This window comes from Oscillibacter sp. 1-3 (assembly GCF_000403435.2).
In the GTDB taxonomy this organism is placed as follows: domain Bacteria; phylum Bacillota; class Clostridia; order Oscillospirales; family Oscillospiraceae; genus Oscillibacter.
In genome coordinates, this window is the sequence record NZ_KE159709.1 from 563,721 (window position 1) to 589,208 (window position 25,488).

General features: G+C 56.6%; 22 protein-coding genes. 12 read left to right on the forward strand and 10 right to left on the reverse strand.

Annotated elements, in window-relative coordinates:
• The 10 genes from C816_RS15255 to C816_RS21990 form a co-directional block, all read left to right on the forward strand.
• A partial coding sequence (locus tag C816_RS15255) for a calponin homology domain-containing protein (RefSeq protein WP_016323297.1) occupies positions 1-741 on the forward strand: 741 nt, incomplete at its 5' end.
• A complete protein-coding gene (rfbF, locus tag C816_RS15260) occupies positions 738-1,529 on the forward strand; it encodes a glucose-1-phosphate cytidylyltransferase (RefSeq protein ID WP_016323298.1) in 792 nt (263 codons plus the stop codon). The genes C816_RS15255 and rfbF, both read left to right, overlap by 4 nt.
• Complete coding sequence (locus C816_RS15265) at positions 1,526-2,452, forward strand: glycosyltransferase family 2 protein (protein WP_016323299.1); 927 nt, start codon at positions 1,526-1,528, stop codon at positions 2,450-2,452. Before rfbF ends, C816_RS15265 begins: the two co-directional genes overlap by 4 nt.
• Before the next feature lie 176 nt (positions 2,453-2,628).
• Positions 2,629-3,444, forward strand: a complete 816-nt coding sequence (locus C816_RS15270; RefSeq protein ID WP_016323300.1) for a radical SAM family protein — start codon at positions 2,629-2,631, stop codon at positions 3,442-3,444.
• Positions 3,441-4,943: an aldo/keto reductase gene (locus tag C816_RS15275; RefSeq protein ID WP_016323301.1), complete on the forward strand. Its 1,503-nt coding sequence runs from the start codon at positions 3,441-3,443 to the stop codon at positions 4,941-4,943. The genes C816_RS15270 and C816_RS15275 overlap by 4 nt, the downstream gene beginning before the upstream one ends.
• A 24-nt stretch (positions 4,944-4,967) precedes the next feature.
• Positions 4,968-5,831, forward strand: a complete 864-nt coding sequence (locus C816_RS15280; RefSeq protein WP_016323302.1) for a radical SAM protein — start codon at positions 4,968-4,970, stop codon at positions 5,829-5,831.
• A 17-nt stretch (positions 5,832-5,848) separates the two neighbouring features.
• The gene (locus C816_RS15285) at positions 5,849-7,039 is read left to right on the forward strand and encodes a radical SAM family protein (protein ID WP_016323303.1); all 1,191 of its coding nucleotides are present in this window, start codon (positions 5,849-5,851) and stop codon (positions 7,037-7,039) included.
• Positions 7,036-8,205 carry a radical SAM protein gene (locus C816_RS15290; protein ID WP_016323304.1) on the forward strand — a complete coding sequence of 390 codons (1,170 nt, stop codon included), beginning with the start codon at positions 7,036-7,038 and terminating at the stop codon, positions 8,203-8,205. The genes C816_RS15285 and C816_RS15290 overlap by 4 nt, the downstream gene beginning before the upstream one ends.
• 2 nt (positions 8,206-8,207) lie before the next feature.
• Complete coding sequence (locus tag C816_RS15295; protein WP_016323305.1) at positions 8,208-10,367, forward strand: HAD-IA family hydrolase; 2,160 nt, start codon at positions 8,208-8,210, stop codon at positions 10,365-10,367.
• A 68-nt stretch (positions 10,368-10,435) separates the two neighbouring features.
• Complete coding sequence (locus C816_RS21990; RefSeq protein WP_016323306.1) at positions 10,436-11,992, forward strand: glycosyltransferase family 2 protein; 1,557 nt, start codon at positions 10,436-10,438, stop codon at positions 11,990-11,992.
• A gap of 272 nt (positions 11,993-12,264) precedes the next feature.
• Here the strand turns inward: C816_RS21990 and C816_RS24580 are convergent, their stop codons facing one another.
• The 7 genes from C816_RS24580 to C816_RS15330 all read right to left on the reverse strand — a co-directional run bounded on the left by C816_RS24580 (position 12,265) and on the right by C816_RS15330 (position 18,308).
• Positions 12,265-12,546, reverse strand: coding sequence for a hypothetical protein (locus C816_RS24580; RefSeq protein ID WP_207636942.1), 282 nt, complete (start codon positions 12,544-12,546; stop codon positions 12,265-12,267).
• Between the two features lie 107 nt (positions 12,547-12,653).
• Positions 12,654-14,699, reverse strand: coding sequence for a flavodoxin (locus tag C816_RS22930; protein ID WP_016323307.1), 2,046 nt, complete (start codon positions 14,697-14,699; stop codon positions 12,654-12,656).
• A 15-nt stretch (positions 14,700-14,714) separates the two neighbouring features.
• Positions 14,715-14,957: an acyltransferase gene (locus tag C816_RS22935; protein ID WP_196803647.1), complete on the reverse strand. Its 243-nt coding sequence runs from the start codon at positions 14,955-14,957 to the stop codon at positions 14,715-14,717.
• Between the two features lie 514 nt (positions 14,958-15,471).
• The gene (locus C816_RS15315; RefSeq protein WP_016323309.1) at positions 15,472-16,095 is read right to left on the reverse strand and encodes a flavodoxin family protein; all 624 of its coding nucleotides are present in this window, start codon (positions 16,093-16,095) and stop codon (positions 15,472-15,474) included.
• Positions 16,096-16,097: 2 nt separating this feature from the next.
• The gene (locus tag C816_RS15320) at positions 16,098-17,039 is read right to left on the reverse strand and encodes an aldo/keto reductase (protein ID WP_016323310.1); all 942 of its coding nucleotides are present in this window, start codon (positions 17,037-17,039) and stop codon (positions 16,098-16,100) included.
• Between the two features lie 26 nt (positions 17,040-17,065).
• The gene (locus C816_RS15325; protein ID WP_016323311.1) at positions 17,066-18,064 is read right to left on the reverse strand and encodes an alpha/beta hydrolase; all 999 of its coding nucleotides are present in this window, start codon (positions 18,062-18,064) and stop codon (positions 17,066-17,068) included.
• Positions 18,065-18,077: 13 nt separating this feature from the next.
• Positions 18,078-18,308 carry a hypothetical protein gene (locus tag C816_RS15330; protein ID WP_016323312.1) on the reverse strand — a complete coding sequence of 77 codons (231 nt, stop codon included), beginning with the start codon at positions 18,306-18,308 and terminating at the stop codon, positions 18,078-18,080.
• Positions 18,309-18,446: 138 nt separating this feature from the next.
• Here C816_RS15330 and C816_RS15335 point away from each other — a divergent pair, with 138 nt between their 5' ends.
• On the forward strand, positions 18,447-19,328 hold the full coding sequence (locus C816_RS15335; protein ID WP_016323313.1) for a LysR family transcriptional regulator: 882 nt from the start codon (positions 18,447-18,449) through the stop codon (positions 19,326-19,328).
• A gap of 913 nt (positions 19,329-20,241) precedes the next feature.
• Here C816_RS15335 and C816_RS15345 read toward each other — a convergent pair.
• The gene (locus tag C816_RS15345; protein ID WP_016323314.1) at positions 20,242-21,009 is read right to left on the reverse strand and encodes an SDR family NAD(P)-dependent oxidoreductase; all 768 of its coding nucleotides are present in this window, start codon (positions 21,007-21,009) and stop codon (positions 20,242-20,244) included.
• 45 nt (positions 21,010-21,054) lie between these two features.
• Positions 21,055-21,582, reverse strand: coding sequence for a C-GCAxxG-C-C family protein (locus C816_RS15350; RefSeq protein WP_016323315.1), 528 nt, complete (start codon positions 21,580-21,582; stop codon positions 21,055-21,057).
• Between the two features lie 207 nt (positions 21,583-21,789).
• Between C816_RS15350 and C816_RS15355 the strand changes: the two genes are divergently transcribed.
• A complete protein-coding gene (locus C816_RS15355) occupies positions 21,790-23,490 on the forward strand; it encodes an FAD-dependent oxidoreductase (protein WP_016323316.1) in 1,701 nt (566 codons plus the stop codon).
• A 68-nt stretch (positions 23,491-23,558) separates the two neighbouring features.
• On the opposite strand, the gene C816_RS15360 is transcribed toward C816_RS15355, so the two are convergent.
• Positions 23,559-25,430, reverse strand: coding sequence for a helix-turn-helix domain-containing protein (locus C816_RS15360; RefSeq protein WP_016323317.1), 1,872 nt, complete (start codon positions 25,428-25,430; stop codon positions 23,559-23,561).
• Positions 25,431-25,488 lie beyond the last annotated feature (58 nt).

A 25,488-nucleotide genomic window follows, 5' to 3' on the forward strand; every position in this document is an offset into this window, starting at 1 on the left:
AAATGTGAGCTTGGAACTGCCGCCGCAATTCTGGAGACGGAGGACGTCTCCCGTTTAGAGCAGCTGCTCGCCACCGTGGAGGATTGGACCGTGTTTCCCCCGGAGGCCCTGGATCATGCCATCAGGCGCGGCGTCCGCTTCCCGCTAAAGGGCAGAATGCTGAATATCGAGATCATGGATCTGCTGGCCGCGGGGCTGGCCGGATGCGGAGATATTTTTGAACTGATCTCCTTAACCGGGGCCGTGTCAGCAGAAAATACGCAGGAGCTCTGCTGGAGCCGCGGGCTGGTGTTTGCGGCGATGCAGGAGTGGGAAGATGTCGAGCAGAAGATGGCGCTGGCCCGCCGATTTGTGGAGGTGGAGCGAGTTTTTTTGCCGCTGTGCTACGCCGGGGAGGTTCTGCGGGAGGAGCGGATCTTTGTCCTTCCGCCCATGCACCGATTCGGCTGGTATTGCGTCCAGGCATTTGACGCCCTGGACAGCGGAGACGCGCCGTCCTATGCGCAGCTTCTGCGGACGGGTCTTGCCTCCTGTGCGGCTATGATGCCCATGGTGGAGTTTTTGACTAAGAATACGCCGGAGCTTCAAACCCCGCCGCCCAGTCCGGAGTTACTGGCCCTGGCGGAGAAGGTCCGGACGGTTCTGGCGGCCTGTCCGGCGGATGATCCGGCGGTGACGGCGCTGAAGGCCAGCCCAGCATATCGGAAGGTGGCCCATCTGATTGAGAGGGATGAAATATGAAGGTCGTGATTCTGGCCGGAGGCCTAGGTACCCGCATCAGCGAGGAGAGTCATCTCAGGCCCAAGCCCATGATTGAAATCGGCGGTCAACCGATCCTGTGGCATATCATGAAGTACTACTCCTCCTTCGGCTTCCACGATTTCGTGATCTGCTGCGGCTATAAGGGCCATATCATCAAAGAGTACTTCGCGGATTACTATCTCTACCGCTCCGACGTGACCTTTGATTTTTCGGCAGAAAACCGAATGACCGTCCATGCCAATGTGGCGGAGCCCTGGCGAGTGACGCTGGTGGACACGGGATTAAACACCCAGACCGGCGCCCGGGTCAAACGGGTCAAGCGGTACATAGGAGATGAGACCTTTATGCTGACCTACGGCGACGGAGTCAGCGATGTGGACCTGCGCGCCCTGCTGGCGCAGCACCAAACCTCCGGCAAAACTGTGACGCTGACAGGCATCCAGCCCGGCGGGCGGTTCGGCGTGCTGGATCTGGACGAGGGGGGAACCACCGTATCCGGCTTCCGGGAGAAGGCCAGAGAGGACGGCGGTTGGATCAACGCCGGTTTTATGGTCATGGAGCCGGGCGTATTTGACTATCTCGGCGCCGAGGAGGCGTGCGTTTTGGAGCGTGCCCCCTTTGAGACCCTGGCGCGAGAGGGAAAGCTTGGCATTTACAAGCACGGCGGCTTCTGGCAGTGCATGGACACCCAGAGGGACAAGGGATTGCTGGAAAGCCTGTGGGCCGGCGAGCGCGCGCCCTGGAAAATTTGGGAGGAAGCCGTATGATCTCAGTCCTCATGCTGACCTACAATCGTGAGTCCCTGGTCCCCCGTGCCATTGAGAGCATTCTGAATCAGACGTATCACGACTTTGAGTTTATCATCGTAGACAACGGCTCTACAGATCGAAGCGGCTGGATTGCCGATACATATGCCGCGCGCGACGCCCGTATCCGGGTGATTCACCGGGAACGAGGCAACATCGGCGCAGGCCGCAATACTGCCTTGGACGCGGCAGGCGGTGAGTATATCGCCTTCATCGACGACGACGATTGGGCAGAGCCGGATTTTCTGGCATTTCTGCTGGAGCTGCTGACGGAACAGAACGCCGATGTGGCCATCTGCGGCGCGGCAGACAAGGTCTTTGATGAGAGGAGGGTCATGAATGCGGAGGAGGCCCTCATTGAGCTGATGTGGCGCAAGAAGTACAACATGGCGTTTCCCACGAAGATGTTTCGCCGGGATCTGGCGGAGCACCTGCGCTTCCCGGAGGAGGGGGCCTATGATGATATTGCTCTGATGTACCGGCTCCTGGCAGGGGCGGAGCGGGTGGCCTATCATGGACTGCCAAAATACACCTTCTACCGCCACGAGGGAAATAACTCCGCTTGGACGACAAACCACCAGCTGCTGACACCGGAGACGCTGGAGGAGTATCTGCGGGCCTATCGGACCCGGACGGAGTGGCTCAGCGGGCTGTTTCCGAAGAGCGCTTCGGTCTGGCGGTACTTTGAGTGGTCGTTTATGATCTCCATGGTGGAGAAGATCCATCGGCTGGGAATTTCGGGATGCGAACGGCAGCTGGAGGACATGGAGGGCGAGCTGCGGGTGTGCCAGGAGGCGTTTTTGAACGCACCGGAGCTTTTGGAGTTTGAACGGAAATGGATGGAGAAGTATATTACCAGACACATTGCAACGACTGGCAATTGAGCGGTTCTGCATCCCGGCGGCGCTGCGGCGCAGGCTCTGCGCGGAACGCGCCGGCATCCCTGCGTTTACTGTGACGGCCTTTGCTGGAACAGTCTCGGTTTATTCCGGAGGAGCAGTTGGATGCGGCTTTTGCGCCGGGAACCAGAACGGCAGAAAACGAATCGGGAGGAAAACTCGTGGAAGAAAAATTGGTAGCCCGCCGCCTGGCCATTGTGCCAACAACAAACTGTTCTTTGAAATGCCGGCTCTGCTGTGACTTTCTCAACGGTCCGGTGAAGCGGCGGGACATCCCTTTGGAGGACGTGTGCCGGGACATTGACGCCTGCTTCGCGCTCTTTGACCGTGTGGAGTGGCTGCAGTTTGTGGGCGGCGAGGTATTTGTCTACCGGGACTTTCCCCGGCTGCTGGACTACGTCCGGAAATACCGGGAGCGGTTTGACCGGCTGATTATCGAGACCAACGGAACGGTCTTCCCAAATGAGGACGGACAGGCGGCGATCCTGGCCTACGGCGGGGACGTGACCATAATGGTCAGCGACTACGGCAAACTGTCTCGGGCCAGAGAGCGGTTCATAGCCTTTTCGGAGCAGAACGGCGTTGATCTGCGCCTGAAAAAATACTATGGGGAAGACCAATATTACGATGGCTGGATCGACAACAATAACCCCCATGACCTGAAAGAGCCGGGGGATGTGCTGGAGGTCAATGCAAAAAACTGTCCCCAGGCCCTTTGCCGGAATATGCACTGCTTCAACGGGAAGCTGCACCGTTGTTCCAACTCCTGCTTTATGCTGGAGATGGGCCTGTTCCCGCCTAAGGACGGGGACTTTGTGGACCTGCGGGATGCGAGCAAAAGCCGGGAGGAAAAACGGGAGATCATCCGGGAGTTCTATACCCGCGCCCGGCGCTCCTGCCGGTACTGCAGGTTCAAATACGAGCCCATTCTGCCCCGGCATCCGGCGGCGGAACAGCTGCAAGAGGATGTCATATGAGCGTATATGAAGGCTGCTTCCCGCTGGGCCTTGGGACTGCCCGGTTTCCGGTCAGCGGCCCGGAGGATGATGTTGGATTGAAGCGGTCCGTAGACCTGGTTTTACGGGCATTGGAATCCGGCGTCAACTATATTGACACAGGTCACAGCTACTCTGCCGGTATGGCCTCCCGTATTTTGAAAGATGCGTTTCGGCGGACAACGCGTCCTTTTTCCGTTACAGTAAAGGTTCAATACGGCGAGGACCGCACGGCAGACGATGCAGTGAAGCGGGTAAGGCAGCATTTAAGCGCTATGGGGCTTTTGAAGGCGCAATTTTTCATTTGCTGGAGCATTGGCAGCTGCGAGGACTTCCGACATATCATGGCGCCGGGCGGCATCTATGAGGGCGCGCTTCGCCTGAGGGACGACGGCATCATCGAGCACATCTGCGCTTCCCTTCACGCGCCTCCTGCGGATATGGTGCGAATCATTGAGAGCGGTGCATTCGAGGGCGTTACCGTGTCCTATTCCCTGCTGAACGCCGTCCAAATGCGCCCGGTTCTGGACGCGGCGGCCCGCCGGGGGATTGGCGTGGCGGTGATGAATCCCCTGGGCGGCGGGCTGATTGCGCAGAACCGGAATTACTTCTCCTTTGCCTGCGGAAGGGAGGACGGCGGGAACACCGTTCACGCCGCCCTTCGGTTTGCGAGGGCCCATCCGGCGGCAGACATCGTGCTGGGCGGTGTCAGCAGTTTGGAGGAGCTGGAGGACAGCCTTGGCGTACTCTCCGCTCCGGACCCGGAGACGCCGCAGGCCCGCATGGAGCGGGTCATGGCGAAGGTCTCTGACCTCAAGGGCTTTTGCACCGGATGCAAATACTGCGCCGGATGCCCACAAGGCATTCCCACCTATGCGTTGATGCAGGCCCGCAACGCGCTGCTGTTTGACCCCGCCGCCGCTTACAACCGACAGGGACCTGAGGAGCTTTTGTATAACCTGCAGATCTTCCGCAAGCTGTATTACGACGACGGCTGGACGCCTGATTCCGGGGAAAACCCCTGCATTGGGTGCGGAAAGTGCGAGGCTGTTTGTACCCAGAGGCTGGAGATCATCCAGGGTGTGGCGGATGTCTACCGGCGGGCAGAGGAGACTGGCTATACGGAGAAGGCCCGCCGGGAGCGGCTGCGGGAGCTGCTGTACGAAAAGGGGTACCGGCGGGTGGGGCTGTACCCCAACAGCAATTTTTCCAAGAAAATTATGGACTTATATCAAACGCACTTTGGCGCTGCGGCATTTGAGTGGATGCTGTTCAACAGCGACCGAACGGTGCGGGGGACGCTGGAGGAGGGCCTGCCCATCCACCATCCCGATGAAATCCCGGAGCTTCGCCCGGATATGATGCTGATTTGCAGCTACCGCTATGAAGACGACATTGCCGAAATGCTCCGCCCCTATGAAAGACAAGGTCTCCGGGTGGAAAGGCTCCACCGGAATGGAGAAGTTCCCTGGATATTTTAACCTGGCAGACAAGGAGGATCGCCGATGGAACAGCTGGAAATGTACCAGACAGGAATCGTTCTGACCATGGCCTGCAACCTGAAATGCAGGCTTTGCAGCAATTATGCGCCTTATTATGACAGGCCGGAACTTTATTCCATAGACTTTCTAAAGGAGATGATGAGGCGGTATTTCACAGTCGTGCCTCACATCCGCAAGCTGATGGTCTCCGGCGGCGAGCCGCTGCTTCACCCGGCGCTTGATGAGCTTGTGCTGGAACTGCGGAAGTACCGGGACCAAATTGGCACTTTCGGGATTATCACCAACGGGACCATCGTTCCCAATGAGAAGCTGCTGGCGGCAGTGGAGGGGTTCGGCTGCCATTTTCACTTCCTGATTGACAATTACGGACAGGCTCTCTCCGCAAAGGCGGAGGAAATAGATGCTTTGCTGTCTGCCCGAGGGATTGACCATGTTGTGCGCAACTACACAGAGACGGACCCGCACTGCGGCGGCTTCATCGATTTTGGTGATCTCAGCGTCAGGCGGGCGCAGACAGAGGCGGAGGCCCGGCAGCAGTTTGCAAAGTGCGCATACCCCCAAAAATATCACTTCTCCTTTGATCTGATCGGCGGTGTGATGTACCCCTGCGGCCCCTGCCGCCGCTGCAAGGAATTGGGGATTGCGAACGATTACAGCGAGTACATTGACCTGTTCGACGACACCCTTGCACCGGAGCGGCAGCGGGAGAAAATCGAGAGGATTTATGCCAAGACCCATCTTGCCGCCTGCGCATACTGTGACGGAATGTGCGAGGATTCCCGGCGCTTCCGCCCGGCTGAGCAGCTGAACGAGGCGGAGCTGGCGCAGGTCCGCTCCGGCGCCAGATTTTACGCGGATATTGGCTGAGAAAGGAGCAGGGACCTATGGAGTATCAGGACCATCAAAGCCGCTTCCAGGAGTTTGTCCGACGCTGGCCAATGGACGCGGCCTACTACATCTGGGGTACATCGCATACTGCGGAGGAACTTTGTTCCCTGTTCCAAGGCCGTCTGAACATTTTGGGGTTTGTGGACAGCGATGCCGGAAAATGGGGAACGCGGCTTTTTGACCGCCCTATTCTCTCGCCGGAGGAGTTTTTCGCAAAGCGGGGAAGAACGCAATGTATCATCGCCTCCATTGCATACGGGGAGATTATTTTCAATTTGGAACGCCGCGGATTTGTCAATGGGGCTGATATGTGCGTCAGCTGGAGATTTCTGGGGATTCACCGATATATGGCCTGCCGGAAGCTGCACCTTCTTAGAGCGAATCTGTTTATCACCTCATACTGCACACTCCGCTGCCGGCATTGCAGCATGAAAATCCCATATTTCAAGCGGCATCGGCACGACTCCGCAGAGGCTGTGCTTTCCACCGTTGATTCTTACTTTCGCTGGGTGGATTATGTTGAGCGGTTTGATATTTTGGGCGGCGAGCCGTTTCTGCATCCCAATATTGAAGAGATCACAGGACAAATTGCAGAGCGATACAGTGAAAGAATTAGCCAATTATCACTGTTTTCTAACGGAACGATCACGCCCAGTAACCGGATGCTTGAAATCATGAAACAGTACCGGATCAAAGTGGATTTAGGTGATTACAGAAAATGCGTACCTGGCATTCGATCTCAGGTCGGCCTGTTTCTCCAGGTATTGGAGAGCCATGGGATTGATTACAGTTTACCTGCAAATGATTGGGTGGACTTAACCTATGTGGCGGAGGACAGAACAAATTGGGGGCCGGAGAAGATGTCTGAGGTCTGCAGGAACTGCGGAGTGCGCTGTCAGACACTGTATGATGAAAAACTGTACTATTGCTATATGGGTCTTGGCGCGTCCCTATCGGAATACTGTGCGGAAGAGCCGGGAGACTATTTTGACTTGTCTGCATCAGAACATCAGGATAAAGGAAAATTGCTCGCATTCGACCTCGACTGCGCTCCCAAAGGCTATGTGGCTTATTGCCGGCATTGCGGAGGCTGGCGCGGTACAAACCAGCATGCCGTTCCCGCGGGAGAGCAGCTGCCTGCCGGCATGGCGGGAAACCCTGAAACTGAGGAGAGGGACATCACATGAGTAAAACGGATATACACAACTTCATCCAGGAGTTCGCCGGCCGCTGGCCAAAGGATGCACCCTACTATGTGTGGGGCACATCCGCCTCTGCCCTGAAGCTGTGCTCCCTGTTTGACGGCCGGTTGAACATTACCGCCTTTGTTGACAATGATGAGAAAGCATGGGGGACGCTGTTTCAAGGCCGTCCTGTTCTCTCCCCGGAGGAATTTTTTCTGAAACGGGGAGACGGACGGTGTATTGTCGCCTCCCTGGCATACGGCGAGATCAGCTGGCAGCTTGAACGCCGCGGGCTGGCTGAACACCTGGACTTTTGCGGCAGCTGGTACTTTACAGGAATGCACCGCTGTCTTGATGCACAGGAGCTGTATCTCTTTCGAGTGGACCTGTCCATTACCTCCCGCTGCACCCTCCGCTGCCGACACTGCAATATGCTGATGCCCTATTACAGACAGTGCGGCCATTATCCGGCGGAGGATCTTTTGTCCGATGTGGACGCCTATTTCCGCTGGGTGGACCATGTGGACCAGTTCAATATCTTAGGCGGAGAACCCTTCCTGCACCCCGATGTCCAAAAGATTACAAAGACCATCACGGAGCGGTACCGCTCCAGAATCAATGACCTGGTATTCTTCTCCAATGGAACCGTCTTGCCGGAGGAGGGGCTTTTGGATTTGATGGTACGGTACCAAATCAAGGTGGACCTGGGCGACTACCGGGCGGGCGTACCGGCAATTCGGCCGAAAGTGGACCGCTTTATTGAAGAACTGGAGCGGCGGGGAATCGCTTACGCCGCCCCTGCATCCAGCGCATGGCTGGATTTCAACCACCCGCCGGAGGACCGCTCCTCCTGGAAGGCAGAACAGCTGACCGCAGTTCGCCGGAACTGCCGGGAGCCTTTCCGCGGGATTCACGGTCAAAAATACTACTTCTGTCATCTGAATGCCAGCGCCGCTTTAGGCGGTCTCTATCCGGAGGAGCCGGGAGACAGCTTCGATCTCTCCGGTTCGGAGGAAGGGCGCAAGGAGGAGCTGCTTGCCTATGACCTGGCCTGCCTTCCAAAGGGATATGTCTCCTATTGCCGGCATTGCGGGGGCTGCGGCCCCGCCAACCAGCGGATGGTTCCGGTGGCGGAGCAGCTTCCGGCGGGACAACAGGGGAGGCCGTAAACATGGACAACTGGGATCGTGAACAGCGCATGGTTGCGGATGCCTTTCAAAAGGGCTTGGCGCCCTTCCGGCAGGAGCCTCTGGTGCTGTATGGAATCGGAAGAAATACCCCGGCGGTGCTGAGTCTGACGGAGGGCTTCACCTTTGCGGGCCTGCTGGACCAGGACCCTGAGAATGTCGGGAAGACATACTATGGAAAAAGGGTGCTGTCTCTGGAGGAAGCGGCGGCAGTATCCAAGAGGGTTATCATCATCGCCAGGTCTGCATTTGTTCCCCTGATCTATCAGAGAATCAAGGGCTTTGCGGAAAACCACGGTATCACCGTTTACAATTACGCCGGCCAGCGGCAGGAGGAGGCCGGGGATACTTACGACACCTCTGGATTGGAGTATTGGAAGCGCTCCTATGACGACCTGAAAGCGGCCATTGCGGCCCACAATGTCGTCTCCTTCGATGTTTTCGATACGCTCCTGGGACGCCGCGTCCTGCAGCCAAAGGACATATTCTCCCTGGTGGAGCGGGATCTTGCCGCCATTGGACGCCGGGAGCCCTATGCAAAGCTGCGCGCAGAGGCGGAAAAGGCCTGCGGCTATGGGGCGTCGCTGGATGACATCTATACGTGTCTCCATCAGATGGGAGTTTCAGAGGAGGACTGCCGGGATTGGCGGAGCCGGGAATTGAGTTGGGAGAGGGCTGCGGTTTTCCCCCGAAGGAAAATGGTGGAGGCCCTGCAATACGCAAAAGCTCTGGGCAAACACGTTTTTCTCACATCGGATATGTACCTGTCCGAAAACGACATGCGGATGCTGCTGGAACACTGCGGTATCACCGGATGGGACGGACTGCTGATCTCCAGTCGGGAGAGCGCCGAAAAACGCGACGGTACGCTGTTTGCCAGGCTGTTGGAGAGGAGCGGCGGAGGCTCCGTCCTGCACATTGGCGATGATGCTTTCCGTGATGGTGAAATGGCGCGGAAGGCAGGGCTGGATGCCTGGCGGATTTACAGCGGGTATGACTTGCTGGCGGTCTCCAGCATACGGTCGCTGCTGGCAGAGCCGCCCAAAGGGCTGGGAGACCGGCTGGCGCTGGGGATGATGTGCGCTAAGCTGTTTGAGGACCCCTTTGCGCTACATGAAACAAAGGGCAGGGTCGTTTTGTCTCAGGCGGAACAGATTGGATATGGTTTTATAGGCCCCTGGGCTCTGAGCTTCATGCAATGGGCCTCTGTACAGGTAAAACACCATAAAATCGAGGAATTCCTGTTTCCATCCCGGGACGGGTTTCTGTTTTTCCACATGGGACAGCTGATGCGGGAATACGGCTATATGCCGGAGACCGCCTTGAAGTATCTCAAGGCCTCCCGCAGTGCGCTGCAGGGCGCCTCGATTGAAACGGAGGAGGATTTGGCGGCGGCAGCGGAGGGGATCACCTGCTATCTCACGAAGGGAGAATTGCTGGAAAAGTATTTTCGGGTCAAGCCGGAGTCCTCTGATCCGGAACGCTTGGACAGCGCCGCAGAGAAAGCGCCAACCCTGCGGTATCTGAACCGCTATCTCCCGCAAATCAAAAAAAGATCCGCCTGGGAGCGGACGAACTATCAGAGATATTTGGAATCCTTGGATTTATATCATGGCCGGAGAACGGCTGTTTTTGATTTCTGCGCCTGGGGAACCGTCCAATATTACTTGGAGAAGCGTCTGCGAAAACCGATGCTCGGGCTGTACTGTTCCAGACGCCTTACCCAGCATGACCTGATTGAGAGTCCCCAGATCCTGTCCGCCTGCGGCTCTGCCTATCCTGCCTATCACCGGGATCTCTCGAATGCCCTGGCAGGTTTTTGGCTGGCGCTGGAGCCCCTTCTGGTAGACGGTGACCGGGCGCTCCTGTTCTTTGACGAGAGCGGCAGGGCCGTCTTCCGGGAGGATGAGGGGATCTCCTATGAACAGCCGCTGCAAATCCAGGCGTTCGCGCTGTCGTTTGCAGCGGAGTACCTGGCATTGTTTGGAAGAGAGCCGATTTCGCTGGACGCCGCCAACAGACATTTAATCGCCCTGTTCGGCCAGGGGTGCCGGATCGTTCAGCCGGTTGCAAGCGCGTTCATCCACGATGATACGTGGGAGCTTGGCTCGGAGAAGGGCAAACCGATCCTGCCTGTCCGGTAGGGCAGGGGAACCGTCGGCTGCGATTGAAAGACGTGCTCAAATCAGCCGGCAGAAGGAGGCGGAGCATAGTGAAAGAACCGATTATGATTACGATATGCACCCTGGTCTATAACACAAGGCCCTATATTCGGCAATGTGTGGAGAGCGTATTAAACCAGACTTATCCCTATTTTGAGTATTATCTGATTGACAATGGTTCTGTGGACGGCTGCAAGGAAATTCTGGAGGAGTATGCTGCAAAGGATAATCGGATCAAGCTGATCCGCCACGAGAAGAACTCTTTACCAGCGCCCGGCTCCCGCGTTCCCCATGAGTATGGCGTGGGCCGCTATTATACAACCTTGGATTCCGATGATTGGTGGGAGCCGGACTTTTTAGAGCATATGCTTTGGTTTGCGGAGGAGAACCGGCTGGAGATTGCCTGTACGGGAACCGTGATGCACCATGTCAAAAGCGGGACGAAAAGCCTGCGCAAGTTGGAGGAACCGCTTATATTGTCCAGAGCGGCTTTTGCAGATGCTCTGCCATGGTACCATGTGTTCTTTCGCCCCCTGTGGGGCAAGCTGATTCGCATGGAATGCCTCCGCGCAGAGTCCTTTGACGCTGTTCCGGCTCTGCCCTATGGCATGGATACCCTTTGGAGCTTCAAGACATTGCGCCATGCCGGCCGGATGGGCATCGACAAATCGGTTCTGCATCATTACCGCATTTTTGAGAAATCCCTCTCTTACCGGTATGACCGCAAACGGTTTCAGACGGATGTTCTTCTCTACAGCGATGCCATTGACTTCCTCTCTGCCTTTGGTCCGGTCAGCTCTCAGAACCGGAATTTCCTGCAATGCGTCTACTCTAACGCAGTGATTGACACCACCGGCGTCATCCGGAGCTCCGCCCTCTCCCCGGCGGACAAACTGCGGGAATACCGCGCCATTGCCGCAGATCCCATCACCCAGACCGCCTATCGGGAGTGTACGGACAAGAGCGCGCAGAGCAGCAGGACCCTGCTGCTTCAAAGAGCGCTGGAGGCAGGGGCCGCTTTGGAAAAGCAGGGCGATGAGGACCTCCGGGCCGTGGCGCAGATGCTCCTCCCCCGCTGCGGACAGGCTGTCAGCAAGGCCAACACGGCGCTGTTTTTGGAGGAGCCCAAACTGCTGGACGCCCTGTATCGGGACGCCCCGGACGACCTTGTGGAAGACCTGCTATCCCGGCTGGAGAAGAACCAGAGCGTTAAAAAATACGCGCTGGCGGAGACGATCCAAGCTTTGGCTGTGAACCACCCCTTTTTGTGTCAAATCGGCGATGCCGTTTTCCTGCGGAAATATGGCGACCTCTACCGAATGATCTGGAGAGGGGAGACCCTGGACGCTTTGGATCAGATGACTGGTTTGCTTCTGGAAGATCAAGTCAGCGGCGGGCGGGAGACATTTTTACAGCTCTATATTTGCTTGAGTGCGTCTTTGGAGCAGGCTTCGGCATTTATCTTTGGAAAATGCCGGCTGGCACAGCTGTATTTTCGGCAAAATCGTCTGCAGGAATGCCAAAGTATTGTAGACGAATTTGCGGAAATGGGGCTGTCAGATCATGAGGACATCAAGCGCCTGCGTCATATGTTAGGGAACCGCTGATCAGATCTCCCCAAAGCGGGAAAGCGTGATAAAATGGGCAGAGAGCATCTTACCATAGCGCTTACTAGATTGGAGAGGATGACCCATTCTGATGCAGATATGAGGGCAGCGGCATTTGGGAGACCGCAGGTGCTTTTCGGCAGTTCCCATCAGGCGGGCTCCGCTGCTTTGGCCGCGTTGAAGATATTTTGCTGCAACGCGGTTTCCGGAATATATGGTACCTGTTTGATTGTCATAATGCCTCCTGCCGCCCAGGCCATGTTTGAAAAAAGTCAAAACGCCCAAACGGTGGATCTTGATCCGCCACTCTGCGTTAAATGTTCTTGCCGGGCGTCAGCCCGCCTGCAAAAATCTGCCTTGATTGGCGAAAACATCTCTCGCCGTTGGGCATTCCGACATTTTTCAAACATGGCCGAAGCCATGAATTTGGCGGAAGACAGTTGAATTTCGCGCGGCAGGGTATAGCTTCCCCTGCCGCGCGGATCTTGTTTTAATGGCAAAACGCCCAAACGGCGGATCTTTTTCCGCCGTTCCGCGTTGATGTTCCTTGCCACACACAAAGTATGGCGGCGTCAAATCGCCTTAACCGGCAAAAATTTCTCTCGCCGTTGGGCATTCCGACATTTTTCAAACATGGCCTAGTTATGCCGCTCTTGTGTTGTTAATACCAATCGTGTTTTTCGTTCCGGTCCAGAGCGTTGATCTGCGCCATTTCCGCATCTGTCAGCGCAAAACCGTACAAATCGGTATTTTCCTTGATATGGTCGGGATTGCTGGAGCCGGGAATGACCACCACGCCCTTCTGGAGATTCCACCGCAAGATAACCTGGGCGGAGGATACGCCGTGGGCCCGTGCGATGCCGGAGATCACCCCGTCTCCCAGCAGCTCCGCCGTGTGGCCACGGCCTCCCAGGGGATACCAGCCCTGGACCACCAGCCCTAAATCCTGGATGTAGGGAATCACATCATTTTCCTGGTAGTAAGGGTGGATCTCGTTTTGAACCAGCGCCGGAGTGATGTTCACCTGGGGCAGAAATTCCTCCAGCTCCTCCACATACCAGTTGGAGAGGCCCAGGGAGCGGATTCTTCCATCCTCCACAAACTTCTCCATCGCCCTGTATGCTTTCACGTCGTTCCGGTCAGGGTGGTGCAGCAGCATCATATCCACATACCCAAGGTCCAGCCGGTCCAGGCACGCCTGGATGGCCTGCTCCGGGTTTGCCATCTCGCTGCCCGGGTAGATCTTCGTGATGACGAAAATCTCCTCCCGCTGAAGGCCCAGCTCTGCCATGGCTTCCCGGACGGCTTGCCCCACTTCTTCCTCGTTGCCGTAGGCGGAGGCGGTGTCGATGAGCCGGACCCCGCTGGCCAAAGCGGACTTCACAGAATTGACGCAGGTTTCCCCGTGGAGACTGTAAGTCCCCAGGCCATTGATGGGCATTTCATAGCCGCTGTTGAGGGTGACGCTCTTCGTCTCAAAGTTGAATCCTGCCTTGCTGGTGGCGGAAGTCACCGCGTCCACCGCCGTTTCTGGTTGAGGCAGAGCCAGTTTGTTGATCCAGTCCTCTACCGTACTTCTGGTGGTCCCTCCGGCAAACCGGCGTCCGGCAAGCCAGTTTGCACCGCTGGCGAGAGCGTGGAGGTTTGTATCGCTGGAGCCGATGCCGCTGGAGTGGGAGGTACAGAAGGGGATGATGGTTTTCCCGGTGAAGTCATAGCTCTCCAGGAAGGTGCTGATGATCCGGGGAGCCTGCCCATGCCAGATGGGATAGCCCAGGAAAATCACGTCATAGTCCGCCATGTTCTCCACGCTCCCGGATATGGCGGGACGGGCGGTGGAATCGTTCTGTTCCTGATCGGCCCGTCCCCCGGTGTAATAGGCGAGGTCAGCGTCCGTGTAAGGAACTTCCGGCACGATCTCATAGAGATCGGCATCCAAAATATCCGCCGCATACTCCGCAAGGGGGCGGGTGGTGTTGGTGGCGGAAAAATAGGCTACTAAGGTTTTGCCGCCCGCTGCCGGTTCCGGCTGGCTGCTGCTGTTCAAATAGCGGTACAACATAGAGGCAATTTCTCCTCGTTTGATATTGGTCTTCGGGGCAAACTGGCGGTTTTCCGTCATACCCTCCAGGATGCCGTTGGCATCGGCCCAGCGGACCGCCGCCTGCGCCCAGGTGGAAACAGAGGCAGCGTCGGAAACGTCCACAGCCGTTCCGCTCTCCGGGTTTCCCGCATAGCGCCACAAGATCGTAACAGCCTGCTCCCGCGTTGTGGGGTCGTTCACACCAAATGTACCGCCGCCATAGCCGGAGATCACGCTGTTGCCTGCGGCCCAGGATACCGCGTCGCTGTACCATGCGTCGGCAGTCGTATCGGTAAAGGCAGGCGGGGCTGAAACGGTAGGACTGCCGCTCATGCGGTAGAGGACGGCGGCGAGCATGGCGCGGGTCAGGGTTCCCTCCGGCTCAAAGGTGGTGGTGGAAGTGCCGCTCATGATGCCGTGCTGTTGGCAATAAGCAATCGCATCGGCATACCACGCGCCAGCGGGAACGTCAGAGAAGCTGGCGGTTTGCGTGGCATCAGCGGCAAGCGGTTTCGCTTCTAAACTTCTGTCGGAGGCGGGAACTTCCGCCGCCGAGCAGGAAGTCAACGCCAAAAGGCACAGCATACAGACTGCCATAGTGAAGGAAAGAAACCTTTTTTTCATGTTGTGTCCTCCGTTTTATGCGGATTCTTTTGCAGCTTTAAGTGTAATTTTCTTGATCGTTCGAGCGGGAACGCCGCCCACTACCGTCATAGGCGGCACATCCTTTGTGACCACCGCTCCGGCAGCGACCACGGACCATTCTCCGATGGAAACGCCGGACAGGATCGTGGCGTTGGAGCCAATCCATACATGAGCGCCGATTTTAGGCCTTGTTTGAAAAATGGCGGAATGCCCAACGGCGAGAAATTTTTTCGCCAATCAAGGCAAATTTTCTTGCCGGGCTGACGCCCGGCAAGAAGATTTAACGCAGAGTGGCGGATAAAGATCCACCGTTTGAGCGTTTTGACATTTTTCAAACAAGGCCTAATGGGTGCATAGTGGTTTTTCCTGTTTCTGGCGGGGGGCAGATCGTGATTGATGGTGGCAAGGACTACATTATGTCCAATCAGCGCGCCATCTCCAATCTCAATCCCGCCCTGGTCCTGGAAGTGACAGCCGGAGTTGATGAACACATCCTGCCCAATGGTAATGTTTTTCCCGAAGTCCGTATAGAACGGGGGGAACAGCCGGAAGTCGGGGGCGATCTCCTTCCCGGTCAGCCGTCCCATGATCTCCCGGATTTCCTCCGGGGTATGGTATTGATTGTTCAGCTCCATCCCCAGCCGGATGGCCTCCTGGAACAGCTCATTGGCGTAAGCCGCCCGCTCCGCGTCCTCGGGCGCGTCCTCCCGAAACCCCTTGATCACATCCTCTGCCGTCATGTTTTCGCCTCCTACCGGTTAAAATTGGTCCAGTGCTCCCGCTCTGCCTGGGGCGGTGTGCGGCCCTGCTGACGGCCCGCCTCAATACATCCCAGCAGCCACGCCATGTTCCGGCCCAGGTTCCGCATGGTCTGGAGGCCCTCCTTGTCCTGTTTCACCAACTCTGGCGCAGGACCAAAGACCATGTTCCAATAGGTGGAGGATACGATGGGCATTTCTGCGTTCAGCAGATACTTGTTCAGCACATCCAGGGAGGCCGTGGTCCCGGCCCGGCGGGCCGTCACCACAACGGCGGCGGGCTTGTGAAGAAATCCTTCTACACCGGCGTAAAAGACCCGGTCCAGCAGGGACAGAATCTGCCCGCTGGGGTGGGCGTAGCAGACCGGAGAGCCAAACACAAAGCCGTCCGCCTCTTTCGCTTTGGCAATCACCTCGTTGACCATGTCATCGCCAAAGACGCACTGGCCTTTCCCGGCACAGCCGTTGCAGCCGATGCAGTCCCGGACAGGGCCGCCGCCCATCTGGACGATCTCTGTCTCTACTCCTTCGGCGTTCAGCGCCTTTGCCGCTTCCGAGAGGGCAAGGTACGTGCAGCCGTCCTTGCGGGTGCTGCCGTTTAACAGCAAAACCCTCATGCTCACATCTCCCTCTCCCACTCCCGCAGCGTGTTGATGTCGGCGGCGTCGCCCAGGGTTTCCAGCTCAGAGACTTCCTCCGCCGTCAGTACGATCTTGGCAGCTTTCGCGGCGGCTTCCACCTGCTCCGCCTTCGTTACGCCGATGATGGGCAGAGTTCCCTTGGCGATGGCCCAGGCGGTGGCGATCTGCGCGGGAGAGGCGTTGTATTTTCCGCCGATCCGCCCCATGGATCCCATCAGCTTTTCCAACTGCGGCATGACGGGGCCATAGCATCTGGCCCGGTCGCTGCCCTCCGGAAAGGGGCGGGCGGTATCGTACTTGCCGGACAGCGCACCCTGCTCCAGCACCATGTAGGCGTAGAAGGTAATGCCGTTTTCCTTGCAGTAGTCCAGAATCCCGGCACGCTCGGAGGAACGGTGCAGCAGGGAGAAGTGGTTCTGAACGGCGGAAACTTTCAGTCCGGCGGCTCCCAAAATCTCGCCCGCCCGCCTGATCTCCGACAGATTGTGGTTGGACACGCCGATGGACTTGATCTGGCCGCTCTGCGCCAGAGGGATCAGCTTTGGCGTCCACTTCTCCACATCCATGGGGTTGTGAATCCAGTAAATGTCCACCACGTCCGCATGGAGGCGCTCCTTGCTGCCGTCCAGCATCTCCTGCATGGCCTCCGGGGAATCGCCGGCGATCTGCGGGGTGAACTTGGTGGAGAGGATCACTTGTTCACGGGATACGTCCTTGACAAAGCTGCCCAGAATGCGCTCGGAGGTCCCCTCCCCGTAGACGGCGGCGGTGTCCCACAACATCAGGCCGCACTCCATCGCTTTATCGAACACCGGGCGCAGATCGTCCTCAAAGAGACGGCTTCCAAACACCTGATCTCCGCCAGCCGCGCCAATGCCCCAGGACCATGCGCCCAGCGCAATTTTCGGCATAGTATTCATCGGAATTTCCTCCTGCTGCGTTCAGATTACAGATGATTTTTGAAGAAGGCCTCCAGCTTGTCAAAGGGAATCTTCTCAAAGTTGTCGTAGAGGTCAACATGGTCCGCGCCGGGGACGATGACCAGCTCCTTCGGCTCCTGGGCGGCGGCGTAGGCGTCCTCGGAGTAGTACCGGGAATGGGCGTTCTCGCCAGCGATCAGCAGAATGGGGCGGGGAGACACCTCCTTGATGTTGGTCATCAGCGGGAAATTCCAGAAGGACACCGGCATGGTCGCTGTCCAGGAGGACACGAAATTCACCGCGCGGGGATGGCGGGCGCGCTTTGCGTAATACTGAAAGAAAGCGGTGAAAACGGGGTCGGCGCCCTCCGGCAGTTCCTCCGGGATCTCCATGGCGGCGGTCAGCGGATTGCCCGCTTCATCAAAGCCGATTTCGTGGTTGCCCAGGGCGTAGGTTCCGCTCTCCGCGTCCCGCCACCGCTGCTCACTGAGGTACTGCTTGATTTTCATGCGCTGTTCCCCGGTGTAATAGTCCATGTGGCCCCGGCTCATGTCGCGGGACATATCGTACATGGAGAGGGTGGCCACCGCTTTGATCCGGGTGTCGGTCCCGGCGGCGGTGATGGCCATGCCGGACAGCCCGCAGATACCCACAGCGCCGATCCGCTCCCGGTCCACGCAGTCCAGCAGGCCCACGTAGTCCACGGCGGCGCTGTAGTCCTCGGTGAAGATGTCCGGGGAGGCAGTGCTGCGCACCTCACCGCCGCTCTCTCCGCCGAAGGACGGATCGAAGGCCAGGGACACGAAGCCCATAGAGGCAAACTGCTGGGCGTAGAGGCCCGCCGCCTGCTCCTTCACCGCTCCGAAGGGGCCGGCTGCGATGATGGCGGCGTTCTTCTTCGCCGCATAGCCCTCCGGCAGATAGAGGTGGCCAGCCAGCTCAATTCCAAAACGGTTTTTGAAGTGGACAGGCTTCATCTCAATACTGGGATCAATTCTGAATGTGCGCGTTTCCTTATTTTCCATGGCTAAATTCTCCTTACTGATTTTGATTCATTTTGTAGATCAGATAGTCCAGACAGTCGATTCTTTTTTGGTCCGCATGGTAGCAGTCCAGCAAAAAGCGGCGGTGTTTTGCCAGCAGAGACACTCCCGCTTCCTTCCTGCCGGTTTTCAGAAGGTCCATAAACTGCTCGATCAGTTCATTGTCACATCCGGCATCCGCAAGATTGGTGACAACAGCCTCCTCCTGCTTTGTTTTCTCTGTCATCGCTCCGCCTCCTTACGATGCGATTATATAGACTCAACCATGAAATATCAAATACATATAAAGAATAAAGACACATACTTGAAAGGTATGTGTTTTCTTGTTATAATCAAGTGCAGAAACAACAAGGGAGGTGTTCCTTTGGATATACGAGTTTTGCAATACTTTCTTGCGGTAGCACGGGAAGAAAGCATCACCAGGGCGGCGGAAGCCCTGCGGATGACACAGCCCCCTCTTTCCCGGCAGTTGAAAGACCTGGAGGACGAGCTTGGGAAAAAGCTGCTCATTCGCGGGAGCAAAAGAGTCACGCTTACGGAGGACGGGATGCTGCTCCGTAAGCGCGCAGAAGAAATGATTGATTTGCTGGAAAAGACGAAGGCGGAATTGGCCGGTTCGGATGAGAATATCAATGGGGAAATCTATATCGGCGGAGGGGAAACGGATGCCGTTTCCCTGTTTGCCCAAGTGGCGGGAAAACTGCAAAAGAAGTACCCGCTGATCCACTACCATATTCACAGCGGCGATGCTGGGGTTGTAATGGAAAAGCTAGACAAGGGTCTAATTGATTTCGGGCTTTTGGTGGGGCCGGTGGATGTGAGCAAGTATGATTACATGCGGCTTCCCATCAGCGATATTTGGGGGGTTCTCATGCGAAAGGACAGCCCGCTGGCAGAGAAGGACGTCATATGCGCCGAGGACTTATGGGACAAGCCCCTTATTGTGTCGCACCAGACATCCATCAGCAGCGATATGGCGGCGTGGCTTAGAAAAGATGTCAGCAAGCTGAATATTGTCATGACCTATGATTTGATTTTTAATGCGTCTCTCTTTGTAAAAAAGGGCATTGGTTACGCCATTACGCTGGACAAAATCATTAACACTACCGGGGACAGCGAGCTTAGTTTCCGCCCGCTCTACCCAACTTTGGAGGCTGGGCTCTGCATTGTATGGAAAAAGTATCAGGTTTTTTCAAAGGCTTCCAAGGAATTTTTGCGCTTATTGAGAAGCGAATGGGAAAACTGATTATTCTACTCTGCGCGTCTTACAGAGAAAAGCTGAGAATCGTCCTGCTATTTCGCAGCTGAACGCATCAAATTTAATGTCCGTGTCGCTGTCAGAAGATACAGTATTACGATACCAATTCTTGTTGCCGGCATAGGACATCCATACAGCTAAAGCTGGAGATATTGAGGACGTGAAATGAGTTCTGCGGGATTATGCGGGATGTGTGAACAAGCGGTGCAGGCGGACGCTCTATGATAAAACCAGTTGTCCCCGTCAATGTGTGGACGATTACATAAAGTGCCGCCTGGAGTCCGGACTCGCTCGGGTAATCATTCAATCCCCAAAAATCTGCTTCTATTTTAGGCCCTGTTTGAAAAAAGTCAAAACGCCCAAACGGTGGATCTTGATCCGCCACTCTGCGTTAAATGTTCTTGCCGGGCGTCAGCCCGCCTGCAAAAATTTGCCTTGATTGGCGAAAAAATCTCTCGCCGCTGGGCATTCCGCCGTTTTTCAAACATGGCCTAATATTTTATAAGCCTCTGCATATTCATTGCTTCGTGCGATGTCTTGTTTCACATAAGCGTGGTTGTGATGAAATGATCGCTGATTTCGCCGATTCCCAGGCGCCTGACGGAAAACCGGCCTCTCCAGCAGATCGGACATATGCTTGCCGCCCTCGCTGTTCATCAGCCTGGCGCCAACATCCCCGCAGGAGGAGAAGAGAAACGGGAGCCGGGGAATACTGACGGGATCGTCAAAATTTCCACAGACGCCGGCCGCAAAGTTGGAGCCGGCTGCGCCGGCCATGGCGCACCGCATTCAAAGACAGCCAAAACCTCCGGTTTAGCCGGAGGTTTTGACTGTCTTTTATAACATGAACAATCTGGGCATGGCTCTTCGCCGGGCGTTCCCGGGATAATCTCTTTGCGCTTTACCCCAGCGTCATGCCGCCATCCACCAGGAAGTTGGTGCCGTTGATATAAGATGCCTCCTCGGAGCAGAGAAACACAATAGCATTGGCCATTTCCTCCGGTTCGCCGGGGCGCTTCATGGGCCCCAGGGTCACATTGTCGGCGCTGTTTTCAAAGCCCACGTCCTTATAGCTGGCCAAAATACTTTTCATCATATTTGTGTTTACCCATCCGGGAGAGATGGCGTTGACCCGGACGCCGTTTCCGCCGTTCTCGTTGGCGGCGTTTTTGGTCATGTGGATCACCGCCGCTTTGCTGGCGCCATAGGCAATCTCAAAGGGATAGCCAAACATTCCGGATACGGAGCCGAGATTGACAATCGCGCCGCTCTTCTGGGCCTGCATGATGGGCAGGACGTTCTGCATCATCAGGAATGTGCCGTAGACATTGATCTCAAATACCTTCTTCACCTCGGAAAAGGCATAGTCCTCCGTGCGGGCGCTGGGGCCGGCGATACCGGCAATGTTGACCAGGGCGTCAATGCGGCCGTAGTGCTCTACGATCTTTGCCACCGTGTCCTTGACCGCCTTCTCATCGGCAACATCCGCACTGATGCAAAAAGCGCGGTCCTCATTCAGGCGCAGCTTTTCCGCAGTGCGGCGGCAAAGCGACTCGTCAATATCCAGCAGAGCCGCCTTCGCACCCTGGTCCGTAAACTTTTTGATGACTGCGGTACCCATTCCGCCGCCGGCGCCGGTTACAACGACCACTTTGTTAGTAAAGCTCATTTTGTAGATCCTCCTTGTAGTTTGAAATGGCAATAGCGCACCCGGCTATTTTTTGAGTTTACCGTCCACGATCATCCGGGCAATGATCTCCGCACAATAGGCCACGGCGGTCGCACAGTGGAACGTCCCGTTGTGCGCCATATAGGCCGCGTCGCCTTCCGGGGTATTCCAATCATATACGCCGCCCATGTTGTGGGTCATCACCTCATGACAGAGAATACCCTCGTACCGCTGGCGGAACGTCTCCACAATCTCCCGGATCATAACGTGACACTGCTCGTAGTCGCCGCCAAGATCGTCAATGGGACGGCCGTAGAAAAGACTGATAACCCAGGCCGCCGCGTTCAGTGCGCCGCATGTGCCAAGAAGAGAACATCCGCAGCCGCCGGCAATTCCAAAAGAGCATTGCAGCATATCCTCTGTAATTCCAATGTCCGGAAAGGCGCTATACAGCCCGTTGAGGCAGCTTTGGATACAGTTGCCGTAATCCGTTTCCGTCTGAAAACCCACATCCATCGCCTTTTTTACCAACGTTTCTTTCTCCTCCAGGGAGAGTGCAGTATAATCTCTCATGCAAATCCGCCCCCTCAAAAGTAATAGTTTTGCCGCGTGACATCAGTGTAGTTGCTTTCTTTCGAAAAAACAAGATAGTTCAAAATAAACGCAATATAGTTAGCAAACAACACGATGAATGCACGGCGAGACAATGGTAAGATTACCTTGGAAGGACCAGCTGCCTTGAAAAGCAAATCTGAAAAAATCATAAGGAGTGTTGCGCAAATGAGATTACTGGTAATCGGCGGCGTAGCCGGAGGGGCCTCCGCGGCGGCCCGTGTCCGCAGGCTGGACGAACATGCGGAGATCACCATCCTTGAGCGGGGCGCGCATGTATCGTTCTCCAACTGCTCGCTTCCCTACTATCTGGGCGGCATCGTGGCGGAGGAGGGCGACCTGGTCATGATGACGCCGGAGAGCTTCCGCATTCAGTATCGTATTGACGTACAGGTCAATACAGAGGCCATTGCCATCGACAGAGCGGCAAAGCGCGTAACGGCACGGAGCGTAATCACCGGCGAGACAAGGGAATTCGCCTACGACAAGCTGGTGCTGGCCCCGGGCGCTTCGCCTGTTATGCCCAAAAGCATTGCGGGGATCGACGGCGAGCGGGTGTTTTCCGTCCGCAATGTCACCGATATTGCCCGGGTTAAGGCCTGCATGGATCAGGAGAGCACACAAAATGTAACGGTGGTGGGCGGCGGTTTTATCGGGATCGAGGTCGCCGAGAACCTGTGCAGAGCTGGCAAGCGTGTGACGCTGCTGGAGGGACTGGATCAGGTGATGACCCCCTTTGATTACGATATGGCGCAGATGTTCCACCGGGAGATCATCGACAGGGGCGTAGACCTGCGGCTTGGCAGCACGGTTACTGCCATCGGGCCCCAAGGCGTTACCGCTCAGCGGAACGGCGAGAGCTTTACGGTTCCCGCCGATGCGGTGGTCATGGCCATTGGTGTGGCTCCGGAGACGGCGCTTGCCCGGCAGGCCGGGCTGGAGATCGGCGATTCCGGCGGAATTAAGGTGGACCGGCATATGCGGACCGGCGACCCCGACATCTACGCCGTGGGCGACGCAGCGGAGACCACCGATCTGCTGACTGGAAAACCTGGCCGTCTGGCGCTGGCCGGCGTGGCCCAGAAAGAGGCCCGTGTCGCCGCAGACAATATCTGCGGGATCGTATCGGTTTTCCGGGGATTTGTCGGTTCCTCCTGCCTGCGTGTCTTTGGCCTGAATGCCGCCGCTGCCGGTCTGAATGAGCGGGCCGCAAAGGCCGCGGGAATTCCCTATGACTATGTGACCGTTTTTGCCTCCGATAAGGTCGGCATTATGCCGGACTGCCGGTATCTTGCCTTCAAGCTGCTCTTTGAGGTGCCGACGGGGCGTCTGCTGGGCGCACAGGCCATCGGCGGCGGAGAGGCGGATAAGCGAATCAACGCTGTGGCCGCCTTGATTGGCATGGGCGGAACCGTGGAGGATCTGAAAGAGTTTGAACATTGCTACGCCCCGCTGTTCGCCACGGCCAAGGATGTGGTGCACATGGCGGCGCTGACGGCCTCCAATGTACTGTGCGGCGCTTTGAAGCAGGTACATGTGAGCGAGGTGCGCTCTTTGGTGGAGAACGGCGCATACATCGTGGACGTGCGGGAGGCAGATGAATTTGAGGCGGGCCACATCAAAGGCGCCCATAATATTCCCCTGTCCTCCCTGCGGGAAAATCTGGACAAAATTCCCCGGGATATTCCGGTGTATCTGCACTGCCGTTCCAGCCAGAGGTCCTACTATGCCTACTGCGCGCTGCGGGGCCGCGGGTTTGACAACGTGATAAACATCAACGGCTCCTTCCTGGGCATCAGCCTGTATGAGGCCTTTACCGACCGGCAGGAGGGCCGCGCTCCCATCGTAACAGCTTATAACTTCGACTGAGCTCCGCCCTGGGCGGAGCGGGGATTCCACGCAAAGGAGCCCGGCGGCTGCCGGGCTCCTTAAATATGTCACGGGAATGCATTCTGTTGGATCGGCCTGATGATGGCCATTTGTGCGCCCGCGCTTTTGATGGAGAAATGAATATTCAGTATGGTACGCACATCGTCCGGGTATACCTCCAAGACAGGCGCACCGGAGTAGATCTCCGGGCAGTACCCGGAGAAGACCGCCGCATCATCGGGAAAGCCCATATTCGCCATATAGCCAAAGATGTTTCCCTCCCGGGTCAGGCTGTACTTTGTCACTGCGTACTGCCCCGGCGGCAGGCGTATGTTCATGCTGACCTCAAGCGCGCTCTTAAAGTCGTTGACGGCGCTTTTGACCTGTTCCTGGGTACTGTCCATCCGGCACAGGTCCAGCAGCTCTTTGTCAGCGTTGTATACGAACAGCTTGAAGACCGTCTGATCTGCGTGCTCTTCCCGGACCACGCAGTATTGATTGCTCTGGCAGATAATGCTGCCCTGGGTGTGGGCCGCCGCCAGATAGAAGTAATAGGACGGCTTGCAGATTCCATTGGCGGTCACCAGCGCGCTTTGTCCCTGGAGCAGCTTGTCCGCCGAGTCCGTATCCCGCAGGAATACGGACATCTGGCCGTTTTCCGATTTCAGGCAGCACCGAAAGAGATAGATGGGATAGAGGATGCTGTCATACGCCGCAGATACGCCGCGGACACAGTCCGTCTCCGTCTGCTGCTTTGCCGTGCGGCCCTCCCTGCGCAATAGCTTGAGAACGGCGCCCAGATCCTCCGGGCTGTCCTCTTCCCGCTGCAGCAGCAGTACCCGGTGCGGCGCCAGAGACTCCAGCAGAGCAAACATCCGCAGCCCCAGCGCTTTGTAGTCGTCCAGCGTGACGATTACCGTCAGCGTCTTTTCGAAGCGGCCCAGCGCGGCGGCGGTATCGACTTCCACCTCCAGATTGATGCTGGAGACAATGTCGCCGTTTCCGCGCCTTAAATTGTAGTTGGCATAGACCTGCCTGATCAGCGCCGCCGCTTTGTTCATGGGCAGCGGTTCCATAACGGCGGGACGCAGGTCGCTTTTAACCAGGGGCAGATAGCGGGCCCGATGCTCCTCCGGGGTGAGGCTGAACCACTTCTTGAAGTATTTCTTATAGTACGCCGTGGTGGAGAACCCGACCTCTCTGGCGATCCGGCTGATTTTTGCGTCGCTGTCCAGCAGCATGATCTCCGACCACTCTACCCGTGCGAAGCACAGAAACTCCCGAAAGCTCATGCCGGTGAAGCTCTTGATGATATGGGACAGATAGTAGGTGCTCAGATGCTCGACAGCGCTTAGATCCTCCAAGGTGATATTGTCGGCATAATACTGATAGATGTACTGGCAGATCCGGCTGATGCGTTCGACAGCCACGGGATTGCTCTTTTCAAAGGCGACCACTACCTCCTGATCGAAAGCAAACAGATTGAAATACTTGTTCAGGTGCTTGATGGTATCCACCATCAGATAGATGCATTTGCTCTTGTAATTAAACCCTCTGGTAGTGTACTTGAGCAGGATCTGCAGCAGCAGCTCCCGCAGTCTGTTGTGCTTTTTATCCCCCAGCTTACGGCTGTATGTGCGGTAACAGGCTTTGCTTAGATTGGGAAAGAACTGGAAGTAATAGTGCGTACTGATTTGAATCTGCGCCACTACATTGTCCTCGGTCAGGGCGGTGATGCTGTGTACCTCGTGGCCGGAGTTGGTAAAAATATCCCCTTCCTGCAAAGTGTAGCAGCGATAGCCGTTTTTCAGCCGGACGGAGCCGCGCAGCACATAGGTGATCTCAATGTCCAGATGATAGTGCAGCGGGTCCTCTGTAATGTTTGCAACCGTGATGTTCATTGGCAGATCATCGGCATAGGTCAGTCGTTCCAGCAGCATGGCAATCCCCCTTTCGTTTTTACATCATATCACGTTCCGACGGATTTCGCAATGGGGG

Coding starts and splice junctions, on each gene's coding strand:
- rfbF (WP_016323298.1), top strand. CDS start 738: ATGAAGGTCGTGATTCTGGCCGGAGGCCTAGGTACCCGCATCAGCGAG.
- C816_RS15265 (WP_016323299.1), top strand. CDS start 1,526: ATGATCTCAGTCCTCATGCTGACCTACAATCGTGAGTCCCTGGTCCCC.
- C816_RS15275 (WP_016323301.1), top strand. CDS start 3,441: ATGAGCGTATATGAAGGCTGCTTCCCGCTGGGCCTTGGGACTGCCCGG.
- C816_RS15280 (WP_016323302.1), top strand. CDS start 4,968: ATGGAACAGCTGGAAATGTACCAGACAGGAATCGTTCTGACCATGGCC.
- C816_RS15285 (WP_016323303.1), top strand. CDS start 5,849: ATGGAGTATCAGGACCATCAAAGCCGCTTCCAGGAGTTTGTCCGACGC.
- C816_RS15290 (WP_016323304.1), top strand. CDS start 7,036: ATGAGTAAAACGGATATACACAACTTCATCCAGGAGTTCGCCGGCCGC.
- C816_RS15295 (WP_016323305.1), top strand. CDS start 8,208: ATGGACAACTGGGATCGTGAACAGCGCATGGTTGCGGATGCCTTTCAA.
- C816_RS22930 (WP_016323307.1), bottom strand. CDS start 14,699: ATGAAAAAAAGGTTTCTTTCCTTCACTATGGCAGTCTGTATGCTGTGC.
- C816_RS15315 (WP_016323309.1), bottom strand. CDS start 16,095: ATGAGGGTTTTGCTGTTAAACGGCAGCACCCGCAAGGACGGCTGCACG.
- C816_RS15320 (WP_016323310.1), bottom strand. CDS start 17,039: ATGAATACTATGCCGAAAATTGCGCTGGGCGCATGGTCCTGGGGCATT.
- C816_RS15325 (WP_016323311.1), bottom strand. CDS start 18,064: ATGGAAAATAAGGAAACGCGCACATTCAGAATTGATCCCAGTATTGAG.
- C816_RS15330 (WP_016323312.1), bottom strand. CDS start 18,308: ATGACAGAGAAAACAAAGCAGGAGGAGGCTGTTGTCACCAATCTTGCG.
- C816_RS15345 (WP_016323314.1), bottom strand. CDS start 21,009: ATGAGCTTTACTAACAAAGTGGTCGTTGTAACCGGCGCCGGCGGCGGA.
- C816_RS15350 (WP_016323315.1), bottom strand. CDS start 21,582: ATGAGAGATTATACTGCACTCTCCCTGGAGGAGAAAGAAACGTTGGTA.
- C816_RS15355 (WP_016323316.1), top strand. CDS start 21,790: ATGAGATTACTGGTAATCGGCGGCGTAGCCGGAGGGGCCTCCGCGGCG.
- C816_RS15360 (WP_016323317.1), bottom strand. CDS start 25,430: ATGCTGCTGGAACGACTGACCTATGCCGATGATCTGCCAATGAACATC.